Source organism: Microcystis aeruginosa FD4, from assembly GCF_009792235.1.
Taxonomy (GTDB): Bacteria; Cyanobacteriota; Cyanobacteriia; order Cyanobacteriales; family Microcystaceae; genus Microcystis; species Microcystis viridis.
Map to the genome: position 1 here is coordinate 2,483,045 of NZ_CP046973.1, position 25,831 is coordinate 2,508,875.

At 43.1% G+C, this 25,831-nt stretch carries 25 protein-coding genes and 3 pseudogenes; 14 read left to right on the forward strand and 14 right to left on the reverse strand.

Going from position 1 to position 25,831, the window contains the following annotated elements; all coding sequences use genetic code 11:
• The first annotated feature begins 349 nt into the window (after positions 1 to 349).
• From GQR42_RS12565 to GQR42_RS12575, 3 genes are all read left to right on the forward strand, one after another.
• Positions 350 to 1,036 carry a Uma2 family endonuclease gene (locus tag GQR42_RS12565; protein ID WP_158200227.1) on the forward strand — a complete coding sequence of 229 codons (687 nt, stop codon included), beginning with the start codon at positions 350 to 352 and terminating at the stop codon, positions 1,034 to 1,036.
• Positions 1,037 to 1,259: 223 nt separating this feature from the next.
• Entirely contained in the window at positions 1,260 to 1,934 is a 675-nt protein-coding gene (locus tag GQR42_RS12570) for a Uma2 family endonuclease (RefSeq protein ID WP_158200228.1), read from the forward strand.
• A 260-nt stretch (positions 1,935 to 2,194) separates the two neighbouring features.
• Positions 2,195 to 3,334 (forward strand): citrate synthase, encoded by a 1,140-nt coding sequence (locus tag GQR42_RS12575; RefSeq protein ID WP_002771485.1) that lies wholly within the window; start codon positions 2,195 to 2,197, stop codon positions 3,332 to 3,334.
• A 299-nt stretch (positions 3,335 to 3,633) separates the two neighbouring features.
• Here GQR42_RS12575 and GQR42_RS12580 read toward each other — a convergent pair.
• Positions 3,634 to 4,918, reverse strand: a pseudogene (locus GQR42_RS12580) (flotillin family protein).
• A 262-nt stretch (positions 4,919 to 5,180) separates the two neighbouring features.
• On the opposite strand from GQR42_RS12580, the pseudogene GQR42_RS28740 reads away from it, so the two are divergent.
• Positions 5,181 to 5,273, forward strand: a pseudogene (locus GQR42_RS28740) (PEP-CTERM sorting domain-containing protein); the annotation flags it as partial.
• A 58-nt stretch (positions 5,274 to 5,331) separates the two neighbouring features.
• On the opposite strand, the gene GQR42_RS12590 reads toward GQR42_RS28740, so the two are convergent.
• The 4 genes and pseudogenes from GQR42_RS12590 to GQR42_RS12605 form a co-directional block, all read right to left on the reverse strand.
• Entirely contained in the window at positions 5,332 to 6,147 is an 816-nt protein-coding gene (locus GQR42_RS12590) for a Uma2 family endonuclease (protein WP_158200229.1), read from the reverse strand.
• 61 nt (positions 6,148 to 6,208) lie between these two features.
• Positions 6,209 to 6,619 carry a type II toxin-antitoxin system VapC family toxin gene (locus GQR42_RS12595; RefSeq protein WP_158200230.1) on the reverse strand — a complete coding sequence of 137 codons (411 nt, stop codon included), beginning with the start codon at positions 6,617 to 6,619 and terminating at the stop codon, positions 6,209 to 6,211.
• Positions 6,616 to 6,825: an AbrB/MazE/SpoVT family DNA-binding domain-containing protein gene (locus GQR42_RS12600; protein ID WP_002749765.1), complete on the reverse strand. Its 210-nt coding sequence runs from the start codon at positions 6,823 to 6,825 to the stop codon at positions 6,616 to 6,618. Before GQR42_RS12600 ends, GQR42_RS12595 begins: the two co-directional genes overlap by 4 nt.
• Before the next feature lie 46 nt (positions 6,826 to 6,871).
• Positions 6,872 to 7,297, reverse strand: a pseudogene (locus GQR42_RS12605) (Uma2 family endonuclease); the annotation flags it as partial.
• 102 nt (positions 7,298 to 7,399) lie between these two features.
• Between GQR42_RS12605 and GQR42_RS12610 the strand changes: the two are divergent.
• Positions 7,400 to 8,914, forward strand: coding sequence for a SagB/ThcOx family dehydrogenase (locus GQR42_RS12610; protein ID WP_158200231.1), 1,515 nt, complete (start codon positions 7,400 to 7,402; stop codon positions 8,912 to 8,914).
• A gap of 94 nt (positions 8,915 to 9,008) precedes the next feature.
• Here the strand turns inward: GQR42_RS12610 and GQR42_RS12615 are convergent, their stop codons facing one another.
• From GQR42_RS12615 to dndD, 6 genes are all read right to left on the reverse strand, one after another.
• On the reverse strand, positions 9,009 to 9,926 hold the full coding sequence (locus GQR42_RS12615; RefSeq protein ID WP_158200232.1) for a TauD/TfdA dioxygenase family protein: 918 nt from the start codon (positions 9,924 to 9,926) through the stop codon (positions 9,009 to 9,011).
• Complete coding sequence (locus tag GQR42_RS12620; protein WP_158200233.1) at positions 9,923 to 10,684, reverse strand: class I SAM-dependent methyltransferase; 762 nt, start codon at positions 10,682 to 10,684, stop codon at positions 9,923 to 9,925. The genes GQR42_RS12615 and GQR42_RS12620 overlap by 4 nt, the downstream gene beginning before the upstream one ends.
• 26 nt (positions 10,685 to 10,710) lie before the next feature.
• Positions 10,711 to 12,222: a cupin domain-containing protein gene (locus GQR42_RS12625; RefSeq protein WP_158200234.1), complete on the reverse strand. Its 1,512-nt coding sequence runs from the start codon at positions 12,220 to 12,222 to the stop codon at positions 10,711 to 10,713.
• A gap of 194 nt (positions 12,223 to 12,416) precedes the next feature.
• Positions 12,417 to 12,815 carry a DNA sulfur modification protein DndE gene (gene dndE, locus GQR42_RS12630; RefSeq protein ID WP_002735106.1) on the reverse strand — a complete coding sequence of 133 codons (399 nt, stop codon included), beginning with the start codon at positions 12,813 to 12,815 and terminating at the stop codon, positions 12,417 to 12,419.
• A 40-nt stretch (positions 12,816 to 12,855) separates the two neighbouring features.
• Positions 12,856 to 13,062: a hypothetical protein gene (locus GQR42_RS12635; RefSeq protein WP_158200235.1), complete on the reverse strand. Its 207-nt coding sequence runs from the start codon at positions 13,060 to 13,062 to the stop codon at positions 12,856 to 12,858.
• Entirely contained in the window at positions 13,055 to 15,052 is a 1,998-nt protein-coding gene (gene dndD / locus GQR42_RS12640) for a DNA sulfur modification protein DndD (RefSeq protein WP_158200236.1), read from the reverse strand. The genes GQR42_RS12635 and dndD overlap by 8 nt, the downstream gene beginning before the upstream one ends.
• Before the next feature lie 254 nt (positions 15,053 to 15,306).
• On the opposite strand from dndD, the gene GQR42_RS12645 reads away from it, so the two are divergent.
• From GQR42_RS12645 to GQR42_RS12665, 5 genes are all read left to right on the forward strand, one after another.
• Positions 15,307 to 16,950: an alpha-keto acid decarboxylase family protein gene (locus GQR42_RS12645; protein ID WP_158200237.1), complete on the forward strand. Its 1,644-nt coding sequence runs from the start codon at positions 15,307 to 15,309 to the stop codon at positions 16,948 to 16,950.
• 144 nt (positions 16,951 to 17,094) lie between these two features.
• Positions 17,095 to 18,486, forward strand: a complete 1,392-nt coding sequence (locus GQR42_RS12650; RefSeq protein ID WP_158200238.1) for an IctB family putative bicarbonate transporter — start codon at positions 17,095 to 17,097, stop codon at positions 18,484 to 18,486.
• 265 nt (positions 18,487 to 18,751) lie between these two features.
• The gene (locus GQR42_RS12655) at positions 18,752 to 19,198 is read left to right on the forward strand and encodes a protease inhibitor I42 family protein (protein ID WP_158200239.1); all 447 of its coding nucleotides are present in this window, start codon (positions 18,752 to 18,754) and stop codon (positions 19,196 to 19,198) included.
• 54 nt (positions 19,199 to 19,252) lie between these two features.
• Positions 19,253 to 20,161: a C1 family peptidase gene (locus GQR42_RS12660; protein ID WP_158200240.1), complete on the forward strand. Its 909-nt coding sequence runs from the start codon at positions 19,253 to 19,255 to the stop codon at positions 20,159 to 20,161.
• Between the two features lie 267 nt (positions 20,162 to 20,428).
• Positions 20,429 to 21,295 carry a hypothetical protein gene (locus GQR42_RS12665; RefSeq protein ID WP_158200241.1) on the forward strand — a complete coding sequence of 289 codons (867 nt, stop codon included), beginning with the start codon at positions 20,429 to 20,431 and terminating at the stop codon, positions 21,293 to 21,295.
• 468 nt (positions 21,296 to 21,763) lie between these two features.
• Here the strand turns inward: GQR42_RS12665 and GQR42_RS12670 are convergent, their stop codons facing one another.
• Positions 21,764 to 22,687: an AAA family ATPase gene (locus GQR42_RS12670; protein ID WP_158200242.1), complete on the reverse strand. Its 924-nt coding sequence runs from the start codon at positions 22,685 to 22,687 to the stop codon at positions 21,764 to 21,766.
• 253 nt (positions 22,688 to 22,940) lie between these two features.
• Here GQR42_RS12670 and GQR42_RS12675 point away from each other — a divergent pair, with 253 nt between their 5' ends.
• Together GQR42_RS12675 and GQR42_RS12680 are read left to right on the forward strand one after the other, a co-directional pair.
• Positions 22,941 to 23,459 carry a hypothetical protein gene (locus GQR42_RS12675; RefSeq protein ID WP_158200243.1) on the forward strand — a complete coding sequence of 173 codons (519 nt, stop codon included), beginning with the start codon at positions 22,941 to 22,943 and terminating at the stop codon, positions 23,457 to 23,459.
• Positions 23,460 to 23,465: 6 nt separating this feature from the next.
• Positions 23,466 to 23,738 (forward strand): hypothetical protein, encoded by a 273-nt coding sequence (locus GQR42_RS12680; protein WP_199273314.1) that lies wholly within the window; start codon positions 23,466 to 23,468, stop codon positions 23,736 to 23,738.
• Here GQR42_RS12680 and GQR42_RS12685 read toward each other — a convergent pair.
• Both GQR42_RS12685 and GQR42_RS29535 read right to left on the reverse strand, forming a co-directional pair.
• Positions 23,735 to 24,658 (reverse strand): bifunctional riboflavin kinase/FAD synthetase, encoded by a 924-nt coding sequence (locus GQR42_RS12685; RefSeq protein WP_158200244.1) that lies wholly within the window; start codon positions 24,656 to 24,658, stop codon positions 23,735 to 23,737. The two genes, GQR42_RS12680 and GQR42_RS12685, sit on opposite strands and share 4 nt — an antisense overlap.
• Before the next feature lie 83 nt (positions 24,659 to 24,741).
• Positions 24,742 to 24,876: a hypothetical protein gene (locus GQR42_RS29535; RefSeq protein ID WP_257792637.1), complete on the reverse strand. Its 135-nt coding sequence runs from the start codon at positions 24,874 to 24,876 to the stop codon at positions 24,742 to 24,744.
• Positions 24,877 to 25,215: 339 nt separating this feature from the next.
• Between GQR42_RS29535 and GQR42_RS12690 the strand changes: the two genes are divergently transcribed.
• Together GQR42_RS12690 and GQR42_RS12695 are read left to right on the forward strand one after the other, a co-directional pair.
• Positions 25,216 to 25,503 carry a BrnT family toxin gene (locus tag GQR42_RS12690; RefSeq protein WP_158200245.1) on the forward strand — a complete coding sequence of 96 codons (288 nt, stop codon included), beginning with the start codon at positions 25,216 to 25,218 and terminating at the stop codon, positions 25,501 to 25,503.
• A complete protein-coding gene (locus GQR42_RS12695; RefSeq protein WP_158200246.1) occupies positions 25,469 to 25,792 on the forward strand; it encodes a hypothetical protein in 324 nt (107 codons plus the stop codon). Before GQR42_RS12690 ends, GQR42_RS12695 begins: the two co-directional genes overlap by 35 nt.
• Positions 25,793 to 25,831 lie beyond the last annotated feature (39 nt).

Below are 25,831 nucleotides of genomic sequence, written 5' to 3' on the forward strand. Positions count from 1 at the left end.
TTTTGTCAATCAAAAAGTACCCGATCGGGGAGTGATCGGGGGGAAAATTCAGGGACTTTTTCCCTGAAAATTAGGTAATTGACCCCCTCAAAATCGGTAAAACCCTACACCCCACACCCGTTCGGCTGAGCGTTCGACAAAAGCTCACGCCGAAGTCTCACGGCCGAAGCCCACACCCCACACCCTGTCCCCAGGAAAAACTGTTTCAGCAGACCCTACTTATGATAGGATTTAGGCTTTTGGCAAGCTCTAGCGATAGGTGATCGGGTAGTCAAGACGGAAGCGGGATGGCTAACGATCGGGGAATGGTTTTTGCTGTTAGCCTTAAAGAAACAACTGGGGTGAACCGATGGTTACATCACCGAATCCAACTCAGATAGTCTATCCCGATAGCGACGGGAAACCGATGGCCGATAATACAAGACAATTTCGCTGGATTACGACGATTAAATCGAATCTAGACTGGTTATTTGCCAATAATGCCGATGTTTTTGTCGCTGGCGATTTACTCTGGTATCCCGTGGAGGGAGATAATAAAATCCGTCAAGCACCTGATGTCATGGTAGCTTTTGGCAGACCGAAAGGCGAAAGGGGTTCCTATCAACAGTGGAAAGAGGACAATATCCCCCCGCAGGTGGTTTTTGAAATTCTCTCTCCGGGTAATACCCCAACGGAAATGAGCAGAAAACTGCTGTTTTATGACCGTTATGGTGTGGAAGAATACTACATCTATAATCCCGATAAAAATGATTTGGGCGGCTGTATTCGTCGGGAAAATCGCCTCGAAAGTCGGGAAAATCTCGATAATTGGGTAAGTCCCCGCTTGGGCATTCGTTTTCAATTAGCTGAACCGGAGTTACTCTTGTATTATCCCGATGGTCAACCTTTCACCAGTTACAACCAAGAACGGCAACGGGCCGAAACGGAACGGCAACGGGCCGAAGCGGAACGGCAACGGGCCGAAGCGGAACGGCAACGGGCCGAACGATTGGCGGCAAAACTGCGGGAGTTAAATATTAATCCCGAGGAGATTTAAAAAAATTATCGCTACAATGAAAGTAGATAAATATCAAGTCCTCTAGCTAGAGTCGGAACAGTAAGCCCAGAAAAAATGCCCTAGGGCAGGGTTGACTGATTCCCACTCTCCGATACTTTTTAAACAGGATTTAGGATCATCACCGTCCCTAAATAGTTGCTCCGATTTTTTATAGTAAATTTATCCTATTAAGGAAGCAAAGACGAAATTCTAGGGTTAAGCAATGGTTAGACAACTCGACGACAGCCCGAAAACCGCAATCGTCTATCCCGATAGCGACGGGAAACCGATGGCCGATAATACAAGACAATTTCGCTGGATTACGACGATTAAATCGAATCTAGACTGGTTATTTGCCCATAATGCCGATGTTTTTGTCGCTGGCGATTTACTCTGGTATCCCGTGGAGGGAGATAATAAAATCCGTCAAGCACCCGATGTGATGGTAGCTTTTGGCAGACCGAAAGGGGAAAGGGGTTCCTATCAACAGTGGCAAGAAGAAAATATCCCCCCGCAAGTGGTTTTTGAAATTCTCTCTCCGGGTAATACCCAAACGGAAATGAGCAGAAAACTGCTGTTTTATGACCGTTATGGTGTGGAAGAATACTACATCTATAATCCCGATAAAAATGATTTGGGCGGCTGTATTCGTCGGGAAAATCGCCTCGAAAGTCGGGAAAATCTCGATAATTGGGTAAGTCCCCGCTTGGGCATTCGTTTTCAATTAGCTGAACCGGAGTTACTCTTGTATTATCCCGATGGTCAACCTTTCACCAGTTACAACCAAGAACGGCAACGGGCCGAAACGGAACGGCAACGGGCCGAAGCGGAACGGCAACGGGCCGAACGATTGGCGGCAAAACTGCGGGAGTTAAATATTAATCCCGAGGAGATTTAAAAAAATTATCGCTACAATAAAAGTAGATAAATATCAAGTCCTCTAGCTAGAGTCGGAACAGTAAGCCAAAAAAGAATGCGCTAGGGCAGGGTTGACTAAATCGACGAAGCAATCGCTAAATAGGAGTAATTTCCGTCCACTTCTCCCCAATCCTGAACAGGAGAGGCAGAACCGAAGAATTTCTATAAAATTTCGGTAAGGGTGGAAAGATCAAGTAAGTTAGCGTTAGGGCTTAATCTTCGCCACGGAAAGGTAGAACTATGACAGTTTGTGAATATCGGCCAGGTTTAGAAGGAATTCCCGCCGCCCAATCGAGTATCAGCTTTGTGGATGGGCAAAAGGGAATCCTAGAGTATCGGGGCATTCGGATTGAGGAACTCGCCGAAAAAAGTACCTTCCTCGAAACCGCCTATCTCCTTATCTGGGGTGTTCTGCCCACGGCGGCGGAACTGGAAGAATTTGCCGATGAAATCCGTTATCATCGACGCATCAAGTACCGTATCGAAGACATGATGAAATGCTTCCCCGAAAAAGGCCATCCCATGGATGCGCTACAAACTTCGGCGGCGGCTTTAGGGTTATACTATGCCCGTCGGGCTTTGGATAATCCCGAATATATCCGTCAGGCAGTAGTGCGGCTATTAGCGAAAATCCCGACCATGGTGGCGGCCTTTCAATTAATTCGCAAAGGTAATCATCCCATTCAGCCCAATGATAGCCTTGATTATGCGGCCAATTTCCTCTATATGTTGACGGAAAAACGACCGACGGATTTAGCGGCGAAAGTTTTCGATGTCTGTTTGACTCTCCACGCCGAACATACCATGAATGCCTCGACTTTTTCGGCCATGGTGACGGCTTCCACTTTAACCGACCCCTACGGTGTCATCGCTTCAGCAGTGGGAACTCTCGCCGGCCCCCTCCACGGTGGGGCAAACGAGGAAGTATTGTTAATGTTAGAGGAAATCGGTTCGGTGGCTAATGTTCGTCCCTATGTGGAAAAATGTATCGCCAATAAACAAAAAGTTATGGGTTTTGGACACCGGGTATATAAAGTTAAGGATCCCCGGGCGACGATTCTACAAAACCTGGCCGAACAATTATTCGCGGAATTAGGTTCCGATGAATACTACGATATCGCCCTAGAATTAGAACAAGCAGTGGTGGATATCTACGGTGAAAAAGGTATCTATGCTAATGTGGATTTCTATTCGGGATTGGTCTATCGGAAATTAGGCATCCCCAGTGATTTATTTACCCCGATTTTTGCCATCTCCCGGGTGGCCGGTTGGTTAGCCCACTGGAAAGAACAATTAAATGCTAACCGCATTTTCCGTCCTACCCAAATCTACACCGGAGAACACGAAGTCCCCTATACACCGATCGAACAACGTTCTTAGATTTTATCTCGCATTCTTGATAGAAACACGATTTCTCGCCTTTGTCAATCTCACCTAGGCGAGATTTTTTGTGTAATTTCCTGTTATATTGATGGGACAAGAAAACTAGGCTGTTGACTATCTGCCTTTTTGGAGGGGGAAAAGTTCAGGCAGTTTCTGTGTCAGCAATGTTGGCAGAAAATCAACTTTTTCTCTTTGAGAGCATTGGAAGTGGGAATTGGGAAGTGGGGAGTTTTCTCAGTAAACAGTAATCAGTGAACTGAAAACCCACATCTGATAACTGATAACTGATCACTGATTCAAGAGGGCAATTGTTTAAAATCAAAATTTGTGTCTTTCCCCTTGACAGATGGCTCGGTTTGTGCTAGGCGATTAGCCATTTGTACCAGATCCACCCCAGTAGCTTGGCGCAATTGTTCAGCAAAGGCAGTCATTTTCGGGACAAGATTACCATCACCCCCGTCCACTACCGTCACCGTTTGTACCTGCACTTCTGGCACACTGGCGGCCATTAATTTGAGCAATAACTCCAATTTTTGGTATAAAAAGATGTTTTTAGCGTTATTTCCTGCTCCTTGCCAAGAAGCCGCCAGTTTTTTGGTTCCTTCCGCTTGCGCTTTCCCCTGTTCGATAATTTTGGCCGCTTCCCCCCGGGCTTTTGCGATCGCTCGTTGACATTCCGCCGCCGCCGGGGCGATCACATCTGCTTGTAATTGCTGTTTCACCTGCTTAATGCGGGCAGTTTGTACCGCCACTTCTGCCTGTACTTTAGCTAAATCGGACATAACCACCGATTCTACCTCGGCAATCATGGCGCCGCGCTTAGTTTGAGTGTCACGCACCCGTTTTTCTGCGTCAGCTTTGGCTATTTCTAAATCTTTTTGGATACGACGCAAAGCGGTGAGGCGTTGATTCTCGGAATCTTTGATAATCGACATTTTTCGGGCTTTTGCTTCTGCTATCCGGGCATCTCTCTGTAATTCGGCTTTTTGCTTCCGTCCGATTCGAATCGAGATAACGCACCTCATCGGAAATATTCTGGATCTGCAAACTATCCAAAACTAAACCCAATTTTTCTAGATCCTGTTCCGCTTCTTCCAAGAGACTTTTAGCAAAAGCAATCTGATCGGAGTTCGCTTGTTCTGGGGTTAAATTGGCCAAGACACCGCGCAAATTCCCCTCGAGGGTTTCTTTAGCCAATTGTTCGATTTCCTTGCGTTTCTTGCCCAATAAACGCTCGATCGCATTATGAATAATCGGTTCCTCCCCGGCAATTTTAATATTCGCCACCCCGGTGACGAGCAACGGCACACCGCCCTTAGAATAGGCATTAACCACCCTGAGATCGATGATCATGTTGGTCAGGTCCATTCGATACACTTGTTCTAGCATAGGTAAACGAATACTGCTGCCCCCTTTTACCAAACGATAACCGATGGTTTTGCCCGTGGCCGTGGGACGACGACTACCGGCAAAAATTAAAACTTCACTCGGTTGACAGATGTGGTAATAGTTACGGATGACCAATAAACCCGCACCTGTGCCTAAACCGAAAACTCCCAGTAAAACAGCGATAATTTCCATAGATTTTATTACGGTCGATGCTCGGATCAAATTAACTAAATTGTATCCATCAATTTCCAACTTTGACAGACCAGTAGTCTAGTAGGGTGTAGGTACATCGAAAATTAAAATAAGTAATGATAGAGTAAAATCCTCTAGTTTTATGTTGACTTCAATCAAATTGGAGCTAAAATCTACAGATAACTTTATTCGTAGAGCAAATTATTCAATCTATGAATAATCTCAAAAAATCTCTCGGCATTTGTTGACCGTCGCTTCTTCTGCTGTGGGTGTCCCCGAACCCACGGGTGTTCTTGGTTATATCACACTGGGCGGTTTAACGCTAGGGGGTGCTGTCCGCAAAGCGAGAAAATAATGTCCCAGAGAGAGGAGGCGCGGGTTTCCTCTCTCTTTTTTGGGGGGTTTTCGTGCCTTCAGGTTTCAGTATCTATCCCTAATTCCCGCAATCGTGCCGCTAGTTGTTCTGCTCGTTGTTTAGCCGCAGAAGCCTCTTGTTTAGCCGCAGAAGCCTCTTGTTTCGCCGCAGAAGCCTCTTGTTTCGCCGCAATTAACTCCTCATCGGCAAGGGGAATTAACTCTCCCTCCAGCGTCAACCAGCGCAACCATGGCCGCTCAATCCCCCGATAGGAACCTTGCCACAAACCCAAGCTCAATTCCAGTGGAGGAATCGGTAAGCGTCCCCCCACTAAAGCGACGGGTTGGTAATAACCGCCTACCAGTTCAAACGCTTGCAGTTGGTTAGTATAGCGACTGAAAACCACATAGTAGGGAATCCGCAGAATCTGTTCATAAACTGTCCACTTAGTTGGCGGTTCCCCTGGTTGGCGTAGTTCTTCTCCTAAATCTTGATTTTCCGTACCTGGAGACAATAATTCCACCACAATCGTCGGAGAAACCCCTTCCTGCCAAATCACATAGCTTAAGCGCAGGTCATGGCCATCGTAGAGGCGAGGAACACCAACCACCCCAAACCAATCGGGACGCTTGTACCATTGAGGGTGTCTGACATCGTAGTAAAGGTTGAGGTCAGCGGCGCTAAAAACTAGGTCTGGTTCCCAGTTGGGAGGCTGGAAAGTCAGCAGTAATAACTGAGGTTGTAATAGGTGAAATTCGTCAGGCAAACCGGGTTCAAGTGGATTGTCGCTAGGTAAATCATACATCGTCGGCAAGGATTGCCGGGGGGAAAGGGGAGGGTCAGATTGGGGAATGGTGAAGCTAGGTGTAGTCATAATTTTATTTTAGAAAACGGGTTTCTGAAAGAAACCCGTCTTTTGGGGAGCATCCTGCTCGCTAGGGTAATTTCTGAAACCCGGCTTGCAGGAAATGATTATCTAAGCTGAGAGCCGTGAAAATGCGGCGGTTTTCCATCACGATAAATGAGAGACAATCAGTCAGAGAGTAAGATTTATCTTGATATTTTTGAAAATATTGCCAACCTCGGTCGAACAAATCTCGGTCAATTTCTATTAATTCGATGTCGGGACTTTCCCGCAGCCGCTTCCCAATTTCAACCGCTTTACCGTGAAGGTTTCGACTGTTAAAAAAGGTGACAGTTTCATCAAAGACATAAGTGGTAGTCACCAAAAAGGGTTTAGACAGGGCGAGAGTAAGCCAGTTTTGTAGGACTTGCTCATGAGTATCTTCATTTGCTATTTCTAGGGCAATGATATAGCTGGTATCGAGGAAATAGCTCTTGTTCATTGTCCGTAGAGGTAGCGGTCGTGGTGAATTGCCCCGTCTTTGACCTCACATTCGACCGGATTCTTGCCTAAATCCCAGATTGAGGTCTGGCGGGGGGCGGGGGTAATAATAATTTGACCTTCTTGTTGAATTAATTCGACTTCTTGGCTTTCGCCCAATAATTCTTTAGGAATTAGCAATCCTTCCTCTGTGACTTTTAATTTCATCCTGTTCTCCTTTTCGGGTTTGATAATAGCTTGATTTTGACATATTAGTTGGCGGTTCCCCTGGTTGGCGTAGTTCTTCTCCTAAATCTTGATTTTCCGTACCTGGAGACAATAATTCCACCACAATCGTCGGAGAAACCCCTTCCTGCCAAATCACATAGCTTAAGCGCAGGTCATGGCCATCGTAGAGGCGAGGAACGCCAACCACCCCAAACCAATCGGGACGCTTGTACCATTGAGGGTGTCTGACATCGTAGTAAAGGTTGAGGTCAGCGGCGCTAAAAACTAGGTCTGGTTTCCAGTTGGGAGGTTGGAAAGTCAGCAGTAATAACTGAGGTTGTAATAGGTGAAATTCGTCAGGCAAACCGGGTTCAAGTGGATTGTCGCTAGGTAAATCATACATCGTCGGCAAGGATTGCCGGGGGGAAAGGGGAGGGTCAGATTGGGGAATGGTGAAGCTAGGTGTAGTCATAATTTTATTTTAGAAAACGGGTTTCTTTCAGAAACCCGTTTTCTAAATAGCGGTGGGAGTATGTCAAACTAAAAAGTAAAGCTTAGACAGCCTATCTTTATCATGCCAGATCAGCCAATCTCGATCGCCGAATACTACCACGAGCGGACCAAATACGACCCCCAGACGATCGCCTCAAAAAGTAAAGGTCTTGATTGGAGTCAACAACCCTATCCCTTCAAAGAATACAAAATCGGTCAGACTTTCGATCTCAAACCCTACCTCTCCCGTCAAACAGTTCCCCAAAAAGGAGACTTTTGGCGACGTATATCGCGAATTTTGGGCTGTAGCTATGGTTTAACTGCCAAAATCGCCACTATGGGTAGTCCCTTGTACCTACGTTCCGCACCCTCTGCTGGTGGATTATACCCCGCCGAGGTCTATCTGATCTCTCGTGGCACGGAATTCTTACCCGCCGGTCTCTACAGTTACCAAGGTCAAAGTCACTCGCTGCTTTTATTCTGGGAAAGTGATGTCTGGACTAACCTGCAATCTGCTTGTTTCTGGAATCCTGTTTTAGAAAATACCGATATCGCTGTAGTTACCAGTGCCATTTTTTATCGGTCCGCTTGGCGCTACGAAGATCGAGCTTATCGGCGTATTTTCCTCGATACAGGGCATTTATTGGGCAATATTGAGCTATCAGCCTCGATTAATGACTATCGCGCCCATTTAATCGGTGGTTTTAACGATAGCCAGATGAATGAATTGCTTTATCTTGATTCCGAGAAAGAAAGTGTCATGACGGTGATTCCTTTGGCAGATCTGCTCAATATCCGGCAAAATCTCCCCCCTAGTACCACGGCACTCCCTTCGGCAACCACGACTCTTTATGCCAAAATTCCCGAGGGAGAATTATTAAACTCTCTACACCGAGCCACTATCATAGCTACAGATGAGAAGATAGAAGCAAATATTACCCCCTCTAATTGGGAAGATAAATATAATTTTCCTTTTTGTCTAAAAGTTTCGGTGACATCCCGTCCCGTCAATTGGGGGGAAGATTTAATCGATCTGGAAAGTACGATGCTTAAACGCAGATCTACCCGCGCTTATAGTGGTGCTAGTCTCAGTTTAGACGAATTGCGAGCGCTGCTGCATTTCACCTATCAACCCCAAGATTATGCCGACCAAAATCTCGATCCCAATCCCGATTATTTTGATCTAGATTTATTGGAAACTTTTATCGCTGTTTCGGCAGTAACCGGATTAGAGGAAGGCTGTTATTATTATGCTCCTAAAGCTCAAGAATTGCGGCAGATTCGCTTTAAAAATTTCCGGCAAGAGTTACATTATCTCTGTTTAGGTCAGGATTTGGGACGGGATGCGGCTGCTGTGGTTTTTCATACGGCGGATCTGTCAAAAGCAGTGGCTAAATATGGCGATCGAGTTTATCGTTATCTTCATGCAGATGCGGGTCATTTGGGACAGAGATTAAATTTAGCCGCTATTCATCTGGGGTTAGGGGTTAGTGGTATCGGTGGTTTTTTTGATGATCAAGTTAATGAGGTGTTAGGAATTCCCTGGGATGAAGCAGTTATCTATATCACTACTTTAGGCCGACCGAAGGTTTTTTAAGGTGAGTTTGAAGCACTGAAGGGGTGAAAAGGAGGTTGAGGTCATAGGACTCTGTACCTTGACCGGTCCACTTTCTCGCCTGGACGTATTTTGTTTAAAGGTTAATCCAACTACGCACCATCTGTCGAGGTTTTCCTGAATTTTTAAAAGCGGTTCTATTGTGGCATAAAAAGCGATTATTAACGTAAAATACATCATCTTTTTTCATTTTGAAGCGGACTGTATTTTCCGGTTGTGAAAAAAAGTTGTCGATTATGTCAAGTGTTTTTGTGATAGCTTCCGGTTGCGCTATTTCTAGTTTGGAGTAAGCGACTTCAATCCAGTACCGCATATAACGAAAAACCAGACCCCGAGAATCGGCTGAGAATAAGGGGAAATTATTCTTTTGAATAGCTTCTTGAGAATTAATCTCTCCCGGTGTAATCACATCCCGCGCCAAAGGTTCGTAAAGATAGGGAACTAACTGTGTGTGGTGTTGCCAGAAATATTGATACAAATTGGCGGCGTTTACTACCAGGGAATCTCCTCCCTCATCCGCGGCAGCAAGACACAGTAAGCCAACAATATCAGGGAAGTAGTTTTTGGCTGTACTATCGGTATGATAGCCAGTTTCTGCATTCGTCATCGAAACGGGTATAGCTTCTTTAGTGTAATCCATTCCTCGATCGATTACATCAAAAAAATAGCCATAGCGGTGGTTTAGCAGTCCAAAAACACGAGAAATAAAAGCATAAATTAATCGCATTTCCGTTTCTGTTAATTCCGGTTCTAATCGGAAAATAATTATTCCTGGTTCCTGGAGCAATTTCTCACGAAATGGTAGGAAAAAATCAAGATTTTTATTGACTGTTTCCTGTCCTATTTCGTTGGGTTTTTCAAGCCATTTGTGATTGCTTCTTTTTAGTAAATCTGAGACTAATGATTCTGGTAAATTAAAAAATAGTTGAGAAGGATCAGGCAATTTTTTCCAAGTCAGTAATGAAATATTAGGATCAGAAATTGGTATAATCATTTTTGAATTTTGACAGCAACGTGAAGGGGAAGGTCAATAAGCGGAGTAAAAAATTCTGGGTCTAGTTCTAAATGTTCCTGATTAATTTTTAGTTCATAAACTTCTGGCATTTTTGTGAAGGCTGCTAAACGAAGAGATGTGAAGTAATCTTCCATAGTTTTATGAACACATTGCACGGCGACGGCTTTTCTATCTCTACGCCAAATCTCACCGGGGAATAATTGATTGCGTCCAGAAAAATAGCCAGCTTTGGGTTGAAAATAAAAGGGAAACTTATCTTTTTTCAGAAAAGGTAAAGAGGGATGGGGGACGGCGAACAGAAAATATCCACCGAATTTCAAAAGTTGATAGGCTTTCTGCATGGTGCTAATAGTTTCTGACACATTTAAGTAGTTGAACAAAAACATAGCCAGAACTAAATCGTATTGTTCGGACTCAGTGACCGCAAAATCACGAATATCACCAGTTTCATAAGAAACATTAGTAATCTGATACTCGTTTTTTTGAATCAAGGCCTGCTCGATCATTTGCGATGAAATATCAATCCCATGAACATATTGAGCGCCTCGGTTAATTAACTCTCTTCCTACATAACCTTCCCCACAGCCTAGATCTAATATATTCTTGTTGACAATCGGTTCACATAAATCAATGACAAACGGACGCGCGGAGTAATCAGAAAGCAAAATCGGTTCTACTCGTTGCCAGTCTCCTGCACTTTCGTCGTAAAGTTTTTTGGTTTCTTGTGTTGCTTTCATAGCTATCTAACGTGATAAAATTTGCACTAATTTTGTTTTAGTCTAGCACTGTGTAAGTAATTACCCATGAAACTTTTGCCAGTTAATCCGAAATCAGCTATCGCCAGAAAAATTAGCTCTTCTTCTCCTAAGTTCACAGATTGATGCACACACCAACGGGGAATAACAGCAAAAGTACCCGGTTCGACTTCGTTTTCGTATTGATCAACAATAACTTTTCCTTGACCCTGAAGAAATACAAATACGGTTTCATGTGCATGTCGGTGCATTTCATTCGTTTTTCCTGGCTTGACTATAACTAGGCGTGCATCTAAAACTTCTAGAGCAAATGGCAAGCGAAATACGTTAAAATCAATATTGAGTTGATCAACCTTATTGTTGTATAAAGCTTCTAAGTTGCTGGCGCTGATTGTTGAAATAAGCTCCTTAGCTGCTTGCACATGAGTCAAGCTTTTTTGTTCATTAATTTTTTCGGTCAATGCTCCCAGTCGCACCGTTTGAAAATCATGATAAAGTTGTGAAGCAAGCCTTAATATTGTTTGAGAACATTTGCATTCACCAGATGGCTCTGTCAGCCAATTTAACAAGTTCAGAACTTCTTCCCTGTGCTTTTCCCTTTGCATCCCGTATAGCAAAAGTGAACTCAATCCAGGTAGTAGTTTTTCCACTGGAACAGTAGATAAGTCTTCCGTCAATCCCCTACGCACGTCATTGATTTGAGGCAATAAAAGTTCCTGCTCCTGATTAGATAGCTTTTTGCTTTTAATCATTTTAGTGAACAGCGTAACAATCTTGAGTTGGTCGGATGATGTCAAAGATTTATCTAGCTCCAACGCACGTTCATACATATTGTCCCAGTAAGCAGCGCGTAGATTTAAGGCTTTTAACATTCCTTTCCGTAATTCCAGAACAGCCTGTTCGCTTTCACTGGCTAATTCCTTAGCAATCTCAACTAAAGTCAAGCTGTGTTCATCCTCCACTTCTGTATGTAAAGGAAAAAATACATATTGCTCTAAGGATAATGATGTATGTTTTTTGATCGCTTCAATAATGTGTTTGTAGATAAATTTAACAACAGATTCAGTCCCTAAACCTATGGCTCCAATAGCTTCGATTGAACTTCCATTCTGGAGCAGCGACAAGAATGATTCACGCCAGATTTCTACTTCAACACAAGGCGTTTGCGTGCTATCTACTCCCATAGCTTCTTGAAAACGCTTGAATAACTGTGGGTGAGGGATTTCCTGTACCCACTCATCCTTAATACCTAATTTACGGATTGCTTCCAGATATTGATCGTGTAGATGTCCGTTTTCTTCAGCTAAGTTCTTGAGCAGGTGATTTCGATGAGTGGGATTTTCTAGCTTTGATATTACTGCTGTTAAATAACGGGAAAACCAGTCACTATAAGCTCCGTATTGACTGGCAAAGTCTGTCAGAACTTCATCAATATGTTGAAATTCTCCTTTTTCTAAAGCAAGTAAATACGGATGATTAATCGCTCGATGGCTTAGTGCTTCCTCGATTAAATTTTCCATTTTTTCTTATTCCCCGATAGCCCCTCCTCTTTAAATACTATCACAAAGTTGGTCAATTGTCGATAGCGTTTGAGATGCGCTCACCCTGGGTTAAATATAGCCAGCTGACAGTTTTCTGTCGGGTTATCCCAGAAGGAGTAAGAATAAACCACAAAGGCACAAAGAACACAGAGAGGAGGATAGAGCGTTCTTGTTTAAGATTCTCTGAGATTTTCCCTCTCTAATTCGATTAAATTATCGATTTTCTTTAGCTTGGCATCCCCAGCAAGATAACCGATCCCGCGATGTAAATGTAAGCGAAATTGTTGAGTTAGAGTTTCTTTATCGGTTCCTAATCCGTCCTGATGACAACGTTGTTTGAGGGCAATTAAGAAAATATCGGCCATTTCTCCCCCGAATACTTTCCAAGATAATTCTACATTGCTATCGGCAGGAATGGGAACGGGAGAGGGGAGACTCGGTTCAGCAAGGGAACGACAAAAAGCCCAACGACAGAGGATATTCCATTGGTCAATTTTGGTGTAGCGTTTTAATTTTATTAGGCTATCTTTGGCGGTTTGAGATAGTCGAAAACGTTCGATCGGTGATTCCATAATCTATAATTATACCTCGCTCTGAACGATGAGAAAATAGTTAGTTATTCTCAATTCTGTTTAATAGGAGAGTGGAAAGTGGGGAGTTTTTTTCAGTGATCGGTAAACAGTGAACTGATAACTGATTCAAGTCTGGATCAAACCCATCGGCTGCCGCTAAACTATTTTTTAAGTTCTCGTAGGGGTGACTGGTTGATTGGTGTTGAATTAATTGGGCGAGGATTTTTTGGGAATTTATCTCAGTCATAATCTTCCCAAAAGTAGCGATCGGGGTGAATAGTAGTTTGACGTTGTTGGGAATTGTATTCTAGCAGGTATTTTCTAGCGATTACTTCCTGTTCTTCTAATAATTGTAGCTCATTTTGTCCAATTTCTGTATCGGTAGAAAGGAGGATGACTTGAGAGGAAGCAGCGGGAAAATAACGTTCAACTAAATTATGGCGATGGGAAGAATCTAAACGTCCGAGGGGTGTATCGATAGCGATGGGTAAATCTCGTCCGGAGACTCGCGCTAATCCCCACAAAAAAGCGATCGCTAATAGTTGTTTTTCTCCGGCAGAAAGACGGTGTTTAGGCACATTTTGTCCATCGGGACCAAAGAGAGATAGACCAAAAGTATCAGCATCGATCGCTATTTTCTGCACCAGATCGGACTTATGCAATAAATAACGAAAACATTCCGCCACTTCTCCCTCCAATCTATTTAATTTTTTTAAAGTTAAGCGTTCTTTAAATACTTTTAAAGTTTGCTGTGCTTTGACAATAGCATTGACGATATGTTCGTTACTTTGCGATTCTAAAGCTTTCTCACTATAGGCAAATAATTCTTTTTTAGTTTTCTCAATTTTCTTTTTGATTTCTTCATAATTTTTGTGGCTTTGCTCGTATTCTGCTTGAGCATTTAGATACTTTTTCTGAGCGGTTTTTAAGTTATTACTCAGGGTTTCGTATTCTTCGGGAGAGGCTGCTACTGCTAATTCTCGCTCTAAATTATCTAAGTCAGCTTCCAGATTTCTTAATTGTTCTATTGCTTGATGAGCGAGGTTAATTTGTGCCGGTAGTTGATGGGTTAAGACTCGATTTAATAACTCGATCGCCTCCTCGTCTAAATCTAAGTAAGGAGTAATCAAAGAATCGCTATCCTCAGCTAAAAACTGATTTTCTTGCTGTAAAAATTCTCTAATATTCTCTAATTGTTCTAAAGTTAAATTCAGTTGTTCTAAATAAGCAAGTAACTTTTTATCTCTGGATTCTAAAACCGATTGAGCGACTTGAGACGATTGAAATTTTAGCTCTTTTTCTCCCTGAATTTTAGCCGCTTCTAGGAGAGGAAAAATTAACTTTAAGGGTAAAAATTCCCCTGCCAATTGACCTAAATATTCTCTCTGTTTCTCTAACTTTTTATCTACCTCCTTTTTTCTGCTCTCTAATTGACTTCTTTCGGCGGCAATTTTTCCGCCATCAATGCGAAATTTATCCGAGACTGCATCAAAATCATTTCTAACCACATCTAAATTTTTTTGTTGAGTTTCCATTTCCTGTTTAGCCAATTCCAAATCTTCTTGGTACTGAGCTAATTTTTTCTCAATAGCTTCAATAGTTGCCAGTTCATTTTCTGCTGCTAATAACCGGCGCTTGCGACTAGCTAAAATATCAAGATCAACTGCTAATCTTTCCGCTAATTCTAACCCTAATAAAGTCTGCATCGAATCCTTAACGCTGTCAGGAGGTACATCCTGTTCTGCCAATTCTTTTACCTGTTCCCCATCAAATAAAAAGAGGTTAGAAATACCCAAAGGTAATAAAGTTTCAATATATTCATCCCAAGTGTTAGCTAGGGCGGGATCGGGCCAATCTTCATCTAAAATACCGAGGGTATCCCTACCATCTTTGGGCTGTTTTGTCCAGTATCTAACGATACGATATTGTCGCCATTGTTCATTAACTAGATGTTCAAAAGCCAGTTCAATTCTAGCTTGATCGATTAGGGAAGCTTGATGATTAACTGCTTGACTGAGAAACTCGGCATAACTTAAATTATTGCGAGTAGAACACTTTGCCCGCGCACCGTACAAAGCCAAACGAATCGCATCCATTAAAGTAGTTTTACCGCCCCCATTCATGCCTCCCAAAAGGATAATTGGACAGGGATTATTATCTTTTTCGGGACGTAAATTAATCACTTGACGACCGGCGTAGGGACCAAAATTTTGCAAAACCAATTCAGTAAAAATCATTAACAGTCAGCCTTAGTTAAGTCGAAAGTTTTAGGAAATCTCCTGTAACAATTATACGTGAAAAAGTGCCGCAGATATTTTTTTACACCCAAGAAAAAACCCCAGACTTTATACTATAGCATTGATCACCATCGCCTAGATATAATCAAGGTTTCCTGATTTTTACTTTCCAGTTTATTACTGGGCATTAGCCTATTTTTTGAAAAAATCGTTATGATCGGCGTGAAAGTGCCAACACAGGGGAGAAAATTGCTATGATCACCATCGGCGAATATTTATGCCAGTGTCTCCATAATTTAGGGGTTAATCATGTTTTCGGGGTGCCGGGGGATTATGTCCTCGATTTGATGGATGTTTTGGTAGAAAGTCCGATCGAATTAGTTTGCACCTGTAATGAGCTTAACGCAGGTTATGCCGCCGATGCCTACGCGCGAGTCAAAGGTATGGGTGCTGTCTGTGTCACCTACGGTGTTGGGGGATTTAGCCTCGTTAATGCTGTGGTCGGTGCTTACGCTGAAAGAGTTCCCCTAGTGGTAATTAGTGGAGCTTCTGATCGCTCGATTCGCCGGGATAATTTATTATTACACCACACCACGGGCGATTATAATCTGCAATTTTCGATCATGGAAAAAGCCACGGTTGCCTCGGTTATTCTCACTAATGCTGCCCAAGCTGCCAGTCAAATCGATAAAACTTTAGCAGCTTGTTTGCATCACAAACGTCCCGTGTATATCGAAATTCCCCAGGATCTGGTCTATCGTCCCTGTATCCCCTCAGAAAAGCCAATTTATTTAACCGATAATCTCACCGATGCTGCCGCTTTACAAGAAGCAGTGGAAGAAGCGGTTTTTTTATTAGAAAAAGCGGAAAAACCAATTATTTTAGCGGGGGTAGAATTTCATCGATTTAAACTCCAAGATAAGTTGCTGAAACTTTTAGAAGTAACGGGTTATCCCTTGGCTACTACTATTTTAGGTAAGTCGTCAATTTCGGAAATGCAGCCGCAATTTATCGGCACTTATGTGGGGGGATTAAGTCGCGAATACGTTCAGCAACGGGTGGAAAATGCCGATTGTGTCCTCTGTTTAGGGGCGATCATGTCCGATAGGAATTTAGGGGGATTTACGGCTAATTTAAATCCCAACAATTTGATTAATGCCAACTCCGAGAAAGTAAAAATTAAACATCACTTTTATCAACCAGTATTTCTAGGTAATTTTATCGATGGTTTAATTGATAAGCTAAGTCACAAAGAAGCGGCTACACTAGAGATTAAACCCGCAGCCGAATTGAAGAATTTAGAATTCATACCCGTGCCAGAGCAAAAATTAACTAATGCTCGTTTTTATGAGCGAATGAATCATTTTATAGCTCAAGAATCTTTTGTTATTTCCGATACGGGGGACGCAATTATTGCCACGATTGATTTATTAATGCCCCAAAAAACCGACTTTATTGGTCAAGCATTTTATCTCTCTATCGGTTATTCAATTCCTGCCTGTTTAGGAGTAGCTTTTGCCGCACCCAATGCTCGTCCTATCGTCTTTGTGGGTGATGGTGCTTTTCAAATGACTGCCCAAGAACTTTCGACAATTATCCGTCACCATCTCAATCCAATTATCTTTTTAATTAATAACGACGGTTACACGATCGAGCGGGTAATTCAGGATAATATTTATAATGATCTACAACCGTGGAAATATCACCAATTACCAGCAGTATTTAACGGGGAAAGTTGGAGTTGTCAAGTCAGGACAGAAGGGGAATTAGAAAAGGCTTTATCAATTGCCCAGGGTAACATCGATCGCCTATCATTTATTGAAGTACATCTCGATCGTTTTGACTGTTCCCAAGGCTTAACTCGTTTAGGTCAAGCTATACGTTCACCCCATGTTTAGACCGGTTATGCTATTAGGTTTTGACTGTGTAAAGCTGCCCTAAGACACCAGACTGAAACTCTTTTGGGTCCCAAGAGTCAACAATTAAGATACAATCGGTATCTTAATCAAAGTTTGATGGTGACAACCGCAACTAAAAACCCTATGAATGCTTTATGGAAACAAATCACTCTATTGAACTTTTCGCCCGCTTCTTGGTCAAAATATAGCTATCTGCATCGTTTCGTCGGCCTTTTTAGTCAATGGCGACAGGGTAGCCGGTTTGTCGAGTGGACAGAACTGATGGGTGCGCTGTTAATCTCTCTTCTTATCGCCACCGCGCCGTTTTTCTCCACCAGTCAAATCGGTTTTTTATTGTTAGCAATAGCGGGTTATTGGCTACTCTTAACCCTTGTGGATGAAGGCAAAATCGGGGTGACACCGATTCACATTTTGGTACTTTTATACTGGGGAATTGCCACGGTTTCTACGGCTTTTTCTCCCGTTAAAACCGCAGCTTTGGAAGGATTAATTAAATTAACTCTCAATCTCATCTTTTTTGCTTTTACTGCCCGAATTATGCGCTCACCACGCCTAACAAATTGGATTCTGACTACTTTAGTTTTAACCGCTTTAGTAGTCAGCGTTTACGGCATTCGTCAGCAAATTTTTGGTGCGGAACAGTTAGCAACTTGGAACGATCCTACTTCAGAATTAGCGGGGGATACTAGGGTTTATAGTTATCTCGGTAATCCTAATCTATTAGCTAGTTATTTATTCCCCGGTATTGCTTTTAGCGGTGCAGCCTTGTTTGTGTGGCAAGGATGGCTACCGAAAATTTTAGCGGCTTTATTAACTTTAGCCAATGCCGCTTGTTTATTTTTTACCGAGAGTCGTGGCGGTTGGATTGGTTTGATGGTCTTAGGAATTGTCTTCTTATTGCTATTATTTTATTGGTTCAAAAATTATCTACCAGTATTTTGGCAAACATGGCTTTTACCCTTAGTTTTAGGTGGTTTAGCCGTGGTGATTTTAGGGGCGATTTTATTGGTGGAACCGCTGCGAATTCGGGTGATGAGTATTTTCGCCGGCCGGGGAGATAGTAGTAATAACTTTCGGATTAATGTTTGGGATGCAGTTATCCGCATGATTCAAACTTATCCGCTTTTGGGCATTGGACCGGGTAATGATGCTTTTAAGAAAATTTACCCCCTATTCATGAAGCCAAAATACACGGCTTTAAGTGCCTATTCCGTGCTATTAGAAATCATGGTAGAAACGGGAATTATTGGTTTTACCTGTTTCCTCTGGTTATTAGTCACAACTATCGGCCAAGGCATCCATCAAATTAAACTTTTACGCAATAAAATGGATAGTCAAGGCTTTTGGTTAATCGGGGCAATTGCCGCTATGGCCGGAATTCTTGCCCACGGTTTCTTTGATACGGTTTGGTATCGTCCCCAAGTTAGTACCCTCTGGTGGTTAGTTTTGGGTTTAATTGCTAGTCGTTGTTATTCCTCCGATAGGGGGTTGAATCGTGGCAATTCTCTCCTCTAGAGGGGGGAAATGGGGGAGCATTGAGGAGTTATTTCAAATTACGGATAGGGCTGCTAGTCAAGGGGATTTGAGGTGCGTGTCGGCGTAGGCGAGGGGGATTATTAAGAAAAATCACAAATCTTCCATCCTACCATCTCTTGGTGGCCAAAGCAAGAGATAATTAGATTAAATCGTTTCCCAGTTTCTTCTGCGCTTGGCGCGATTTTCCAACTGCAATAACGAGAGTGAATCCCTGTGGCCGTTATAGAGACGAGGGAGGAAAATAATGGATCGTTCTCTTAAGTGGGCCGTCGCGATTGTCATAACTCTAATCCTCGTGCTTTTCCCAGTCTTTTTCCAGGGCTGTGGGGCGACAGAGTGGAACCCGAAAGGAGGGAACGGTCAAGATACAATGCTAACCCTTACTCGCACTGACAACGGCAAATCCATCACCATGCAGGTCAACGACCTCCTAGTAGTGTCCCTCGACGAGAATCCCACTACTGGCTTTCAGTGGGCGGTCGATGGTGGCGGGAGCGATTTAGTGAAGCTGCAGGCCTCTGACTATATCCCTGCCATAGAGTCGAGAGTCGGCGGGGGCGGTCAGAGAGTCCTGACCTTTAAAGCGCAACGGGCTGGGATAGACCAACTAAGGCTTAAGCTTTGGCGAGAGTGGGAGGGAGAGCCGTCAATTGTCGAACGGTTTACTGTCACGCTCCAAGTCCGGGAGTAAAGGCTTCTCAGACAGCCGGGGGCTAGTGAGTAACGACTTAGGAGGAAAGGAAAAATGAGTGAAACATTTGTAATTCCCGCAATGGGATGGTTGCCTGACTATCCCGACATCCGCGACCTGACACCAGAATCCGAGGTCATCGTACCCAGACTAAGAGCGTTGGGGCAACTGCCGGTCAAGGCGATGCTCGCCCAAGTGGGAGCGGAGGCCCCGGTGACGGCGCTGCCAGCCAGCGTGGACTTGAGGCCGTGGTGTTCCCCCATGGAGGATCAACAAACTATCGGTTCTTGTACGGCCCACGCCGGTGTCGGACTGGTGGAGTATTTTGAGCGGCGGGCTTTTGGCAAACACCTAGATGCTTCCAGACTCTTCCTCTACAAAGTGACGCGCAACTTGTTGCACTGGACGGGGGATACGGGGGCTTTCCTGCGGACGACCATGTACGCCCTCACCTTGTTTGGGGTGCCGCCAGAAGAATACTACCTCTACAACACCGCCGATTATGACAAGGAGCCACCAGCATTCTGCTACGCCTTTGCCCAGAGCTTCCAAGCGATCTCTTACTATCGCCTGGATCCGCCCGGGACGGCGAAGGACGCACTGTTAGCTCGGATTAAAACCGACTTGTCGAAAGGTCTGCCCTCGATGTTTGGCTTTACCGTTTACAGTTCCATCAATCAGGGCAACACGACCGGCAAGATTCCTTATCCGACTCGGGGCGAGAAAGTTCTCGGCGGTCACGCGATCGATGCGGTCGGTTACGACGACAACCTCAAGATCAAGAATACCAACCCCGGCGGTATCGAAACGACGGGTGCCTTGCTGATTCGCAACTCCTGGGGGACTCGATGGGGAAGCGCTGGCTACGGCTGGCTGCCCTACAAGTACGTCCTCGATGGTCTGGCAACTGATTGGTGGTCGCTAATCAAGAGTGAATGGGTCGATACGGGACAGTTCGGATAGGAGACCGATTCGATCAGGTGTGAGGGGCCAAATAAAGGCTTCTGGTGAGTTTTTTCAGAAATAGGGGGGACGCTGGGAAAACTCACCGTTTGTTGAATTTTTTAGGGTATGCAGACTACATCTTCAATCGATGCTATTCAACCTGAGTTCGGGATAAGCTAAAACCCTGATGCTACCGTAGCCTGAAACTCCTATTCTTTCGTGGAAGCTATGGCAAAATTCCCTTAAACCGAACTGGCGTTATTCAGAGCTTAGAGGGTATGAATTATGAATAATAATAAGGAGAAAAACGATAAGAAAGATAAAAAGGATTTCTGGGATATTAGTAAAATCGTGGTAACTTTATTATTTACAACTATAGGAGGAGCTATAGGAGGAACGTTTACAGGTCTAACCAATTATTATTTCCGTCAACAAGAACTCTATATAAAAAGAGTTGAAACAGTAGAAAAATTTATGCCTTATTTAATAGGTGAAGTAAATGGAACGCCTATTCCTAATAATCAATCAGCCAAAGAAAATACCATTATAGTTATTGCCGCTATAGGAGATGAGGAATTAGCAATTAACTTGGCAAAGCTTAATCCTAGCAAAGCATCTATTCTAGCTCTTCGTAGTATCGCTTTAAAGTCAATTCATCCAGATGCAGTTTCCGCTATTGGAGAAATAGGAAAAAATGCACAATCTGATTTAAAAGAAGATGCCATTTTAAAGCTTAAAAACATAATAGATCAATTGGACAAATCTAGCAAAAAAGCTGATATTTTGAAAATGGCGCAGACAAATTTGAAGGAATTGACTAAGGAAGCAGAAAAAGAATATAAAGATCCAAAAAAATCGAAAACTACGACTGTGACATGGGCTATAGTAATTGGTAGCGATACCAATTTAGCGGGAGCGCAAGATGAGCAAAAGCGAGCCAAAACTAAAACTTTCGGGAAAGGTGAAATTATTATCTATGAACGCCAAGGATGGTATGCCACTGTCGTTCAAGGTATCGATCAAGACAATAAAGTTAAAACCTTGAACTTTTGGCAGAAGGAATTTAGACCAAGCTCTTTTATGATTGATTTTAACGATTGGTGTAAAAACCCGTCTGAGGATAAAGAAGATGGATATTTTAAATGCGAGTAAGCATAAAAGCAAGCTGTGATTGGGTGATAATCTTTAGAGATGTCCACTTTTGGTTCCACACTGTGAACAGAACATTGTTTTCTCCTGAGAGCAGATTTTCCGTGGACTCACTAAATACTTTTACTCAAGTCTTTAGTTAGGGACTTGCGTGGGAATAATATCCCAGCTTTGAAAATCGCTCTGTAGAAGAATCAGACCAGCCAGATGGCACAGGATCAAAGCGCAAGTCCCTTATTGGAAGGGGGTTCTCGAAGGCTCTCCCCCTACTTAGGGTGATCAGCAAACCCCCTCCGCGCGGAGGGCGCAAGCTTTGCGCCCCTACAGTAACGGATTTTGTCCACAATGTAGGGGCGAACTGCGTTCGCCCAAAAGGTACATTATCAAAGCGCAAGTCCCTTAGCTAAGACAATACTAGCAATTAACAGATCGGCTCTAGCAATTTGGCAGAATTTAGAAATACCCTGAAATTTAAGCATAGATGCGATCCTCGATCGCCACCGATTGCAGAAGTCTTTCCACGATAGCTTTAGCTTGACGACCGTGACTAGGAATCAGACGATGGCAGAAGACGTAGGGAGTAATCAACTTAACATCATCGGGGATAGCATAATCGCGACCTTCGAGGAAAGCGTAAGCTTGAACTGCTTTTTGCAGAACCACACAACCCCGGGGACTGACTCCCAAAGTAATATCTTCGTGATTCCGGGTAGCGCGGACTAAATCGACGATATATTGCTGTAAAGTGGGAGCTACCTTGACCAGACTGACTAATCTTTGCAATTCTCCCACCTCTTCTAAGGAAATACAAGCTTCTAGGGATTTAACTGTCTCCTGAGAATGCTGTCTTTGTAACATTGTTAATTCTTCTGTGGCGCTGGGATAACCCAAACTCAGGCAAACGGCAAAACGATCCATTTGTGCTTCTGGAAGCGGAAAAGTGCCTTGATATTCGATCGGATTTTGGGTGGCAATAACAAAGAAGGGTTGGGGGACAGGACGCGCTTCTCCATCGATGGTAACTTGTTTTTCTTCCATAACTTCTAGAAGTGCCGATTGGGTACGCGGGGTGGCCCGGTTGATTTCATCGGCCAACAGGACGTTAGCAAAAGCGGGGCCGGGGATAAATTCAAATTCGCGACTGTTGGGGTTCCAAATCGTGGTTCCCGTGATATCACTAGGAAGGAGGTCAGGGGTGCATTGTACCCGTTGGAAACGACCGTTAATTGAACGCGCTAAGGATTTGGCTAACAGGGTTTTGCCGACTCCGGGGACATCTTCCAGGAGAGCGTGGCCGCCACTGAGTAAAGCCACCAGCACAATGCGAATCGATTCGGTTTGGCCGACGATGCTTTGGCTCAAATTTTCCATCAAAATATCAATAGCGTCTCTCATAGCACAAATGGGGTATTTTGTCAAGAAGATTAATGTTAAGTTTTTTTATCTTAACGATTCTTTTCCCAATTTGCCCACACTAGCGAGGAAAGTTGACAGACAATGGCGAGAAATTTTCTGCTAGGGAGCTAATCAGGGTTAGGGTGGCGAGCAGGGAGAAAATTAGTTAAGAATTGTTGCCAGTGGGCGAAATCAAGATTTTCAGTCGGTTCAGTCTGATAAAATCGGGAAGAATTTCTCTTAATCAGTGAAGATGAAAGCCAGTTCGCTCATTTTTAGTCTTGTTTTAGGAATCGCGGCCAGCACATTAACCAATAGTTTACCCGAAAATTTTACGTTCAATTCTCGGAAAATATTGGCTCAAGATCAGGCTCCTTCCTGTCCCCTTCCTCCAGATATTGCTATCACTTTTCGCAATAGTGAATGTCAGGCAATTACCCTAGAAAAACCCCAGACTTTCTTCCGTTATTATAGTGACGAAAATTACAAAAAAGGTCGTTTTCTGACCACGGATCAATATACCACCAATGTGGAGGTGATCAGAAATTTAGCCCTCGATCAAAAGTGGAATCCTCCCAATCAAGCGACCAAAGTAATATCGGTGACTTTACCTGCGGGAACAACGGTTTATCAAGGAATTGTCGCCCCCCAGAATCCAGCTGATTGTTATCCCGGTGGTGGTCAGCAAACTTTTATTAAAGACTCGCGAGATGCCAATATACAATGGGGAGAGGGGCGAGCAATAACGGTTACATCTCTTTCCTGTCGCTAGAATATTATGGAAACGAACATGAGGGAATTAGTTCAATCAATTGACCAAGCTATTACCGTGGCCGAACAGATGCGGAAAACAGAAATATCGACTCGGATTGAGGGTTTAATTTCTGTGCTGAAAAGCATCAAAAATCAGGCTTTAGCTGGTCAATTACCACCGTCTCAAGGTATTGTTACTCTAGGATTAGCGCGGGAAGTAGCTGATTGGATCGATTCCCTCGATTCTCCTTTATTGAAAGCGGTGGGTAAAGTGGAAAGAGAATACCAAAAATATTAGTAGTTGTCGGTTACAGAAGTTAAAATTAACCGAGAGCGATCGCAGTCTATCTCGATCTGATTTTTTAATCGATCGAGAGAATTAAATTTCTGTTCTGGTCGCAGGAATTGCACTAAATCCATCGTTAAAATACGATCATATACATGACCTGACCAATCCAATAAATGGATTTCCACACTGATAGTTTTTCCCTCGATTGTGGGACGATAACCGATGTTCATAACTGCTGGTAAGCGAGAAGCATCGAGATGCACCCAACCGCAATAAACCCCCAATCGCGGCAATAATTTATCGGGGGGAACCTGTAGATTAGCGGTATGAAAACCTAATTGTCTGCCCAGCTGTTTCCCGACGACCACACGACCAGTTAAACTGTAGGGACGACCTAACATTTGTCCGGCTTGCTCAACGTTTCCTGCTGCCAAAGCTTGACGAATTAGGGAACTACTAATTCGACCCGTCCCACAGTTTTTTAAAGCAACAATCTCGACTTTAATGTTAAATTGAGAGGCGATCTGTAATAAATCTTCGGCTGTACCTTGACGACGATAACCGAAGTGAAAATCTTGACCAACACTGATCGATTTAGCCTGTAATTTTGCTACTAAAATCTGTTCAACAAAAGCCAAGGGAGTCAGGGAAGCTAATTTAGCCGAAAAAGGCAGTAAAACTAATTGTTTAACGCCTAAATTCTCTAAAACCTCCACCTTTTCCCCTAGAGGAGTTAATAATTGCCATTTTTCTCCCGTAAAAAATTCCCGCGGGTGGGGAGTAAAACTAACAACGGTGGGATAAGCGGGTTCATCCTGAAAAATTGGCTGTAGGACGGTTTGATGACCTAGGTGCAAACCATCAAAGTTACCTAGTGCGATCGCACTAGGGGCTAAAATACGGGTATTAGGGGAATCTACAATCCACACGCTGACTTTAGGAACAGATAAAAGAGAATAATTCAAGCGATTAATCTTGAGTGTAGCCTTTTGATTCTATATCAATCGGGCGATCAAGCTAAAAAAACACCCCCAATCCCTTGGAGACCTTTGGAAGCTTTACCAAATTGAACGTGAACGATCCAGGTGCGATCGGCCCGGCATTCCCAATCAATTGCACCAGAAAGATGAGGGAAACAAGCATTCATTAATTGTTCAGTTCGTTCTTCTCTTGGTCGTCTGTGGTTGTTCTTCGTGCTGTTGTGGTTTCCCAATCTGATCAAGCATAAGGTTCTTGTTTTTGTTTCTTTTGTTCTAATCTTGTTTCTAATAATAGACGATCTTCTTGAGAAAGAACATCAATAACTTGTCAAAATGATAACAGTATCACAAATTTATTGTTTTTTTTCCAACATCTATAAACATCAAGATAGAGCGATCCCGAAAGTATCTAGCCAAAGGCGAGCGCACTTTAGTTAACTAACGGTTTACCATAGTAGGGTGGGCGATTTTTATACCACTTATTTTATTTATTGTGTATAATTAAGATGATGACGACTAATTTTGAATGGGATAAAGACAAAGCTAAGATAAATCTGAGAAAACACGATATTTCTTTTAATGAGGCTAAAACTGTCTTTGAAGATACCTATTCTTTGACTTTAGATGATCCTACTCATTCAATCTTAGAAGATCGTTTTTTGACAATTGGTTATTCTAGTCAAAACCGCTTGCTTTTAGTTGTTTATACTGAAAGACAAGGAAAGATCAGAATCATTAGTGCTAGGAGAGTAACTAAACATGAAAGAAAAATCTATGAACAAAGTAATGAATGATACCCTCAAAGATGATGAAATGTTAGATGATTATTCTGAGGTTTTAACGGAGTCTCACTTAAAAAGTGCAGTCAGAGGAAAGTATGCTCGGTCTTTAGCAGATAAAGATGCTTATACCGTTAAGATTATAGCAGAAAATGAAGAGAGATATGTTAACATGAAAACCATTGAGGTTGAAGCATTCGTTAACAATGAAGGTCAATTAACCGTACAAGTTCCCTCAAATTTAAAAGAAGGACAATATCATGCTGTATTGATTATAGAAGAACCCAAAAATGAAAATCAATGATCTTAGAATAGATAAAATCCCCAAAAAAAAACGCCCCCA